We start from the raw sequence: 7,505 nt of genomic DNA on the forward strand, positions 1-7,505 counted from the left end.
GGGGCCGATGGGCGCTCCGGGGCGTTCTGCTTGAAAACATCCGTAAAACTATAGTTCCGGCACCGTGCCGACAGCCTCCTGCGGCGTTTGGGCGGCGGCATCCGGCGTTTCCGCAGAGGTTACCGGCGCATCGCCGCCGGACGCGTCTTCCTGCGGCGCGGATTTCTTTTTAAACAGCCCGAAAAATCCGCCAATGCCTTTTTTAACCGAACGGCTGGCAAAGTTGTTGCCGATACCCTGCGTAACCAGCGACGAGACGGACCCAATCATACTCATACTGCCCTTCGGGTCGGACACCGTCCCCCCCACTTTTAACGTCAGCGGCATAATGCCGTCCACTTCGTGTTTGCCGGGGGCGGCCTGCACCGTCATATTGATTTTGCCCGTGTTAAAGTTGGTCGTTCCGTTTAGTTTAAAAGACATCATGTCCGACACAAACGTCCCGTCCTTTACGTCCGCCGTGCCGTTTTTGAAATTTACGTCGGTGGCAAATTTGTCATACGCCATCCGGCCTTCAATTTTCCGGTCCGTATACGGCACCATAATCTGCATCGGCGCGCCGTCCGGGCCCGTAACGGTCTGCACCACCATATCCGCGGGTTTTTCTTCTTCCCCGCCGCCTACGGCCGATACAATCCCGCTGCCCAAACCGTTCAGCACCGCAAAAACGTTAAGCGAATTGAACACCTTGCCCACCACGTTAAGCGACAGGAACAACACCTTCGTCAGCGCGTTGGCGTTGGTGAGTTTGTACAAATCTTTAATCTCGCCGCCGCCCATCGCCAAATTCAGCGAGCCCTGCGCGCCTTTCAAATCCGGCGTAATGCCTTTTAAGGCCGACTTAAACGTAATATCCGTACCGTAAAAATACGGCGCGTCAATGGAACCAATCCAAAGGTTCGTGCGTACGTTTAACGGCGGCAGGGGCCAGGGCTGCCGCTCGGCGGGCGCAAGCTGCGTATCCTGCACAAATTCGGGTTCCGCCGCATTGTCCTGCTGTGCGGGCGCGGGCGGCAGGACCACGCGCTTGGCCGAGCCGTTAAGCACCGCGTCAATCACCTGTTTCGTCTGGGTTACTTTAAAGTCTCCGCTGAAATCTTCCCCGTTTAACCGGCCGGAAATTTTGCCGTTTGCGGAGCCTTCAGTAAAGTCTGCCGATTCATCCAGCGCGAGCTCCGCCGACACCTGGGCCAATTCCCCCGCGTAGGGGATAAAACCGCCCGCTTCCTGCACGGAAACGGAAGCCGTTACGCGCCGGTCGGACACTTCCGCCGCCCCGTTCAACGCGCCGGAAAGTTTGTATTCCCGCGCCAGCGCCGGGGCCAGCGCAATCAGCTCGCCCAGCCTTATATCAAACGCGCTGTTAAAATCGTACGCCAATTTTTTCCCGTAACCGGCATAGCCCGAAGCCGTGGCCTGCACTCCCGGCATCAAGAACGAAAGCGCGCTCACCGTCACTTTTTCAGCCGCCAAATCCGCCAGCAAACTGATTTCCGCGGAAAGCCGCGGAATCAAAAATTCCGGCGCGTCCGGCGCAAAGGTCTTTATCGTATCCGACGATAAATTACGCACCTGCGCGGTAATTTTTACGGAAGGCTTTTCAAAATTCTTCGCAAACACGCGCATATTCACCGCCGCATCCCCATACTTGGCGGAAAAGTCCGACACTTCCGCCTGCGCGGCGTTCATATCCAGGTTCGCCAGCAACACCTGCGCGCTGAGCCCCGCCGGCACGACAAACGTATTTCCGTCCGCTTCATACGACAGCGTGGAATTTATTTTCGCGTAAAACGTCCGGTCAAACCCGAAACGCTGAACATCCACATAAATATCTTTGGCGGCGGCTTTTGCCGGCTGCCGTAAATCGGTATACGTTACGTTTACCCGGCGCACGGTCAGCTGGTGCAGGGTAATGTTAAAGGGGTCTTCCGGCTGGTCCTGCGTCTGGGGCTGCGGGGCGGAGGAAGAGAGGAGACTGTCAAAATTAAACGAGCCGTCCGCTTCGCGCACGATATTGGCTTCCGCGCCGTTCACTGCCAGCGAATGCAGTTTTAAATGCCCGTGCAGTAAATGCAACAGCGCCATGCGCAGGCGCAAACGGTCAACCGACACAAACGTGCCGTTTTTAAATCCGCCCGCTTCGGACACTTCCAGCCCGTCCAGCTTCACGCCCATCAAACTGGCGGACATGGCTTTTAAGCGCACCTCGCGCCCGGTGGCCGCGGCGGCTTTTTCCAGCGCGAAGCGGCGCATCCATTCGCTGGAAGACGCCCAGCGCAGCGCCAAATCGGTTCCAAAAAATAAAATTAATACACACATCGCCGCGGCGGCAATACGTTTAATCCATTTCTTTTTCACTGATTTTCCTCATACTGTATTTGCACCCGCAGTAATCCTGCGCGTACAGGTTTAATTCTTTAACAAGCGCCTGACGCAGCTCCTCCAGGCCGTTTTTGCGCCAGTTGGCGGCGACGTACGGCTTTCCCACGGCCATCCAGGCCTGGCGGGCCGCATCGTTTACCTGCTGTAAATCCTTATAGCGCGACACCCCTAAAACGGATGCAAACGCGTCAAACTTATGCTTCATCGCGTATTCGGCCGCTTTTTTAAGGCGCATTTCAAAACACGCCCGGCACCGCCGGCCGCGTTCGGGTTCGTTCTCCAGCCCTTTTACGCAGGCCTCCCACACTTCGGGCTCGTACGGCAGTTCCGCGAATTTGACGCCAAACCTTTCACAGACGCGTTTTTGCTCATCACGGCGTTTTTCGTATTCGGCGGAAGGGTAGATATTCGGGTTGTAAAAAAGCACGGTAACGTCTACGCCTTCGTCAGAAAGTTTCTTAATCACGGCGCACGAACACGGCGCGCAGCAAGACAAAACAAGTAGTTTAGCAGGAGTATGCATAATATAAAGTGTACAAAAGTAAACCGGGAAGAACAGCTTTTTATACCGGAAAAACAGATTATATGAACCTTATTTCCACCGCCGCACGCGCGCGGAAACGTTAAAAACCGCCTTCGGCGCAAGCCCCGGCGTTTTGCAAAAGACGAAAGGAACGAAATGTATTTCGTTCCCCCCTCAAAATCCGTCCGAACGGCGGCGGGACGCTACCAATTTTTGTGCCGCCAGTACACCATCACCAGCCACACCAAAATTAAACACACGCCCATCAGCATCCAAAAAGCGTTCGGGTGGTGGGAAAGAGGCAGGGCCACGTTCATGCCGTACGCGCTTACGACCAGCGTCGGCACCATCATCCAAATCGTGATGACGTTTAATTTTTTAATCAGCAGGTTTAAATTGTTGTTGACGATGGAGGCGCGGGCGTCCAATAACTGCGCCAGAATGTTGGAGTAAATGTCCGCCTGCGTTTTGCACTGCATATTTTCCACGATGATATCGTCCAGCATTTCCTCGTCTCTTTCGTCAAAGCCGATGCGCGCGGACAGGTTACGCGTTTTTTCAAACACGAAGCCGTTGGAGCTGATGGCCTCAGCGTAATAAACCAAGCTTTTTACGAGGCTGAACAGGTTGAGCAAATAGCGGTTATCCACCGATTCGGTGATTTTATCTTCAATTTCTTCCGAAATCATATGAATAATGCGCAGGTGCTCCACATAATGGGAAATAGAGTTGTAAACGAGCTTTAAAAACACTTCTTTAATGGAAGAAACGGAGTGGAAGCGTTTGCCGACAAACAGCGGAATGTCCTCGGCCAGGACGACAATCAGCTTGTCCTCAAACAGAAACATCCCCACCGACGCCACCTTAAATTCCAGCTGGTCCTTGCCGGAATAGTTTTTCGGGCGTTTGTAAATCATCACGATGTGCTCCGGCTCAAATTCAAGACGCGGCAGCTCGTCCGGGTCCAGCGCGGAAGCGAGCGTATGTTCGTCAATCTGGCAAGATTCCACCAAAAAACGCTGTTCGTCCACCGTCGGGTTGGTATACACGAATACCTGCGCGGAGGAAGAATCGGTTTCCAGCAGTTTCTTATCCGCAATTTCGTATTTTTTTAACATCGCTCGCCTCTGTCAGCCGGTAATATACTTAAATGATACCACCTAACAACCGCCTTGTAAAGTTTTTTTGCCGTCTTAATTTTCCGCCGCGCCCCGGCGGGCGGCCAGTTCCCCGGCCAGGTAGGCTTTCGTTTCCGCAAATACGTCTTTCCGTAAGAGCCACAACGCCAAAATGTTGGGCACGCACATCACGGCAATGGCCGTATCCGCCAGCTCCCACACCAGCTTCGGGCTTAAAAAACCGCCCAGGCACATCATGACAAGCCACAGCAGGTAGACGGGCTTCTCCACGTTTACGCCCAGGCAGAACTGCACCGATTTCGCCGTGTAATAGCTCCACCCCACCAGCGTGGAAAACGCAAATAAAGAAAGCGACGCCAGCAGAAAAAACGAACCGCCCGGCAGAGAGGAAAAAGCGCTTTCGGCCAGCTGCGCGCCGAACAGCGTGCCGCCGCGCCAGTCGCCCGCGATGACCACCGCCACGCCGGAGAGCAAACAAATCACCAGCGTATCCCAAAACACGGTGGTGGCCGAAATAAGCCCCTGCCGCACGGAGTTGGGCGTTTTGGCGGCCGCCGCGGCTATTGCGCCGCTGCCGCTGCCCGCTTCGTTGGACAGTACGCCGCGGGACACCCCGTAACGCACCGCCTCTTTCATGGTAACGCCCACCGCTCCGCCCAAAACGGCGGTGCCGGTAAACGCGCTTTTAAATATGCACGCGAGGGCCTCCGGCAGTTTTTCCAAATTCGTTACGATAACCGCCGCGCACAGCAGAATGTACAAAACGGCCATAAACGGCACCAGCCATTTACAGAACGCGGCAATTTTCCGCACGCCGCCCAAAATCACGCACGCCGTCAGCACGACCAAAACGGCCGTCGTCCACACGGGGGGAGCATTAAACACCGAGCCGTAAATATCCACCAGCGAATTGGTTTGAATCAGCGCGTCCGCAAAGCCCATCAGCGCCGTGGCAACAGCAAAAACCGCGGCGGTTTTTTTCATATTCAGTCCGTTTTTAAGTACGTACATCGGGCCGCCTACGTATTCGCCGGCGGCGTTTTGCTCGCGGTATTTAACGGCCAGCACCGATTCGGCGTATTTGGTGGCCATGGCAAAAAAGGCGGAAAACATCATCCAAAAAAGCGCGCCGGGGCCGCCCGTGGACACCGCCGCCGCCACGCCCACGATATTGCCCGTGCCCACCATCGCGGCCAGCGCGATGACAAGCGCGCCGAAACTGCTGATGGCTCCGGCTGATTTGCTTTTTTTGACGGAAAGGGAAATGGAATGGAACAGATGTTTTTGGATAAAATTCAGCTTCCAGGTAAAATACAAGCTGATTCCCACAATCAGCGCCAGCATCGGCGCGCCCCATAACACCGCGTTAAACCGCACGATTCCTTCCGTAAACACCTGCATAAGACTCTGTTCCATTTAGATCCTTCTTTTTTTGTATAGTATAAGTTGTACATCTTGCACAACTTTAAAATTTTACTAAATATGACCTTACTATTCCCGAAAAAGAAAAAAGCCGCATTAAAAGAAATTTCCACCCCCGCCGGGTACGTCCGCCACGTGGCCGCCGGGTTGAAATTGCCTTCCAAGGCGATTTTGTGCCCCATCTCGTCCTTAACCCGGTACGTGGACAGCCACGCCAAATACAAAAAGTATAACTGCGAGGCCGACATCTACGCCCTGGAAAACCGGGACCTGTGCTACGTAACCAATTTCGGCACCGGCGCCCCCGGGATGACGATGGCCCTGGAAGTGCTGATTGCGCTGGGGGTAAAAGAATTTATATTCATCGGGCTGGCCGGTTCCTTGCAGGAAGAAGTACAGCCCGCCGATATTGTACTGTGCACCGAAGCCCTGTGCGACGACGGCACCTCCCCCTGCTACACCCCGGACGAAACCTCCGCCCCCAGCAAAACCCTGCTCGCCAAGCTGGCCAAACAGCTTAAAGCGGACGGAAAAAATTTTCACCTGGGCCGCAACTGGACGACGGACGCCATTTTCCGCGAAACGAAAGAAGAAGTGAAACATTACCGGCAAAAAGACGTGCTGACCGTGGAAATGGAAACGGCCGCTTTCTACGCCGTCTGCGCCAGGCGCAAAGCCAAAGGTGCGGCGGCTTTTGCCGTCAGCGATATGCTGGGGAACCTGAAGTGGGAACCGCACTTTGGCGAAAAAGCCATTTTCCGCGCGCTGGAAGATATTTTTATCGCCGCGCAGAAAACGCTGGCTTAAAAAGCACTCTCACACAAAAACCCCTCTCCGCCCAACCGGAGAGGGGTTTTTTCATCCCCCCGTTTATTCAAACGGTAAAGAAAATCAAGTGCTCCGCCCGGACGTTTTCCCAGCAGAGTATGCCTATACAACAGCGCACCCGGACAAATGCCCGGGCGCACCGTTATATAGAGCGGATGTTAGAACGTATAGCGCAAGCCTAACACCACTTCGTGGGAAGTCAAATCAAAATCCAATTTTTCTTCCTGCGTTCTCCAGGTGGAGCCGGCGGCGTAGTCTTCTTTATACAGGCCGGCCATTCCGCTGAAGTGGCCCAAATCCGTATAGCGGTAGCCCAGGTCCAGCGTCAGCTGTTGGGTTAAGCGCACGCCGACGCCCGCGCCCACGTTCCAGCCCAGCTTCCAGTCGGACACGCGGCTTTCGGGAATGGAGTAGCGGCCGCTCTGGAAGTTGTAGTCCGCCGAGGCGTTGCTCACGCCGATACCCGCGCCGATATACGGCGTAAAAATCGTGCCGGTATTAACGTCAAAATACATATTTACGAACAGGGTTTTGCTGTCCAGGTGGCTGGCGCGGTCTTCATTGGAGTGCGGGTCTCCGTTGTCTCTGCCGCTGAATTCAAAATAGCTGGCGGAAACGCCGGAGTATTCCAGTTCCGCGCGCAGCGAGCCGACGGATTCCTGCAAGACCGACGCGCCCACGGCCCACTTGGCGCCGAGAGCGTTGTCGTAATCAAAATTATCCGTTTTAATTTGGCTGTGAGAACCTTTCAACGAAAAATACGGCAAGGTTTCGGCCGAAACGTTTACAGCCGACAGGCACAACACGGCCGCCAGCGCAAATACTGCATGTTGAAGTAATTTCATTTTTATTTCTCCCATAAACGGGCCGGACAGAACCGGCCCAAATTAACGGACCGCCGGCAAGCAAAACAGCACCGAAACATTCTATGGGAGGAGATAAGCGGGAAACAGAATGACAGATAGAACGAACAAAAACAGCTTGTAGGGCGTTTTTACACAGGGGTATCCATTTTGCCTTCCGAGCACCGTCCTACAAAATTTATCAAAAAAAAAAAACGAGTCAAGCCCTTTATAAATAAGGCAGGCTGCCGCTGACATAAAGATGCCCAAATATGGGGAAATGTTGCCCGCATAAGCAACGCGGACCAAAGATTTTTCTTTGGTCCGCGTGCGTAAATCAGATGATACGAAAGCCGCCGGTTCAAGTGC

The 7,505-nt window shown here is 54.3% G+C and carries 7 protein-coding genes; 1 reads left to right on the forward strand and 6 read right to left on the reverse strand.

What is annotated here, in order from left to right; translation table 11 throughout:
* Positions 1 to 48: 48 nt before the first annotated feature.
* From ACQY36_RS01470 to ACQY36_RS01485, 4 genes are all read right to left on the reverse strand, one after another.
* Positions 49 to 2,358 carry an AsmA family protein gene (locus ACQY36_RS01470; protein ID WP_428077425.1) on the reverse strand — a complete coding sequence of 770 codons (2,310 nt, stop codon included), beginning with the start codon at positions 2,356 to 2,358 and terminating at the stop codon, positions 49 to 51.
* On the reverse strand, positions 2,339 to 2,905 hold the full coding sequence (locus tag ACQY36_RS01475; protein ID WP_428056201.1) for an epoxyqueuosine reductase QueH: 567 nt from the start codon (positions 2,903 to 2,905) through the stop codon (positions 2,339 to 2,341). Before ACQY36_RS01475 ends, ACQY36_RS01470 begins: the two co-directional genes overlap by 20 nt.
* 203 nt (positions 2,906 to 3,108) lie before the next feature.
* Positions 3,109 to 4,023: a magnesium transporter CorA family protein gene (locus tag ACQY36_RS01480; protein WP_428056199.1), complete on the reverse strand. Its 915-nt coding sequence runs from the start codon at positions 4,021 to 4,023 to the stop codon at positions 3,109 to 3,111.
* A 75-nt stretch (positions 4,024 to 4,098) separates the two neighbouring features.
* Complete coding sequence (locus ACQY36_RS01485) at positions 4,099 to 5,460, reverse strand: alanine/glycine:cation symporter family protein (RefSeq protein WP_428077426.1); 1,362 nt, start codon at positions 5,458 to 5,460, stop codon at positions 4,099 to 4,101.
* 66 nt (positions 5,461 to 5,526) lie between these two features.
* Between ACQY36_RS01485 and ACQY36_RS01490 the strand changes: the two genes are divergently transcribed.
* On the forward strand, positions 5,527 to 6,273 hold the full coding sequence (locus ACQY36_RS01490; RefSeq protein ID WP_428077427.1) for a nucleoside phosphorylase: 747 nt from the start codon (positions 5,527 to 5,529) through the stop codon (positions 6,271 to 6,273).
* 179 nt (positions 6,274 to 6,452) lie between these two features.
* On the opposite strand, the gene ACQY36_RS01495 is transcribed toward ACQY36_RS01490, so the two are convergent.
* Positions 6,453 to 7,139 (reverse strand): outer membrane protein, encoded by a 687-nt coding sequence (locus tag ACQY36_RS01495; RefSeq protein ID WP_428070639.1) that lies wholly within the window; start codon positions 7,137 to 7,139, stop codon positions 6,453 to 6,455.
* A gap of 81 nt (positions 7,140 to 7,220) precedes the next feature.
* On the reverse strand, positions 7,221 to 7,505 hold a 285-nt coding region (locus ACQY36_RS01500; RefSeq protein WP_428077428.1), incomplete at its 5' end, for a hypothetical protein.

Origin of the sequence: Candidatus Avelusimicrobium alvi (assembly GCF_958451995.1) — a bacterium.
Lineage (GTDB): Bacteria > Elusimicrobiota > Elusimicrobia > Elusimicrobiales > Elusimicrobiaceae > Avelusimicrobium > Avelusimicrobium alvi.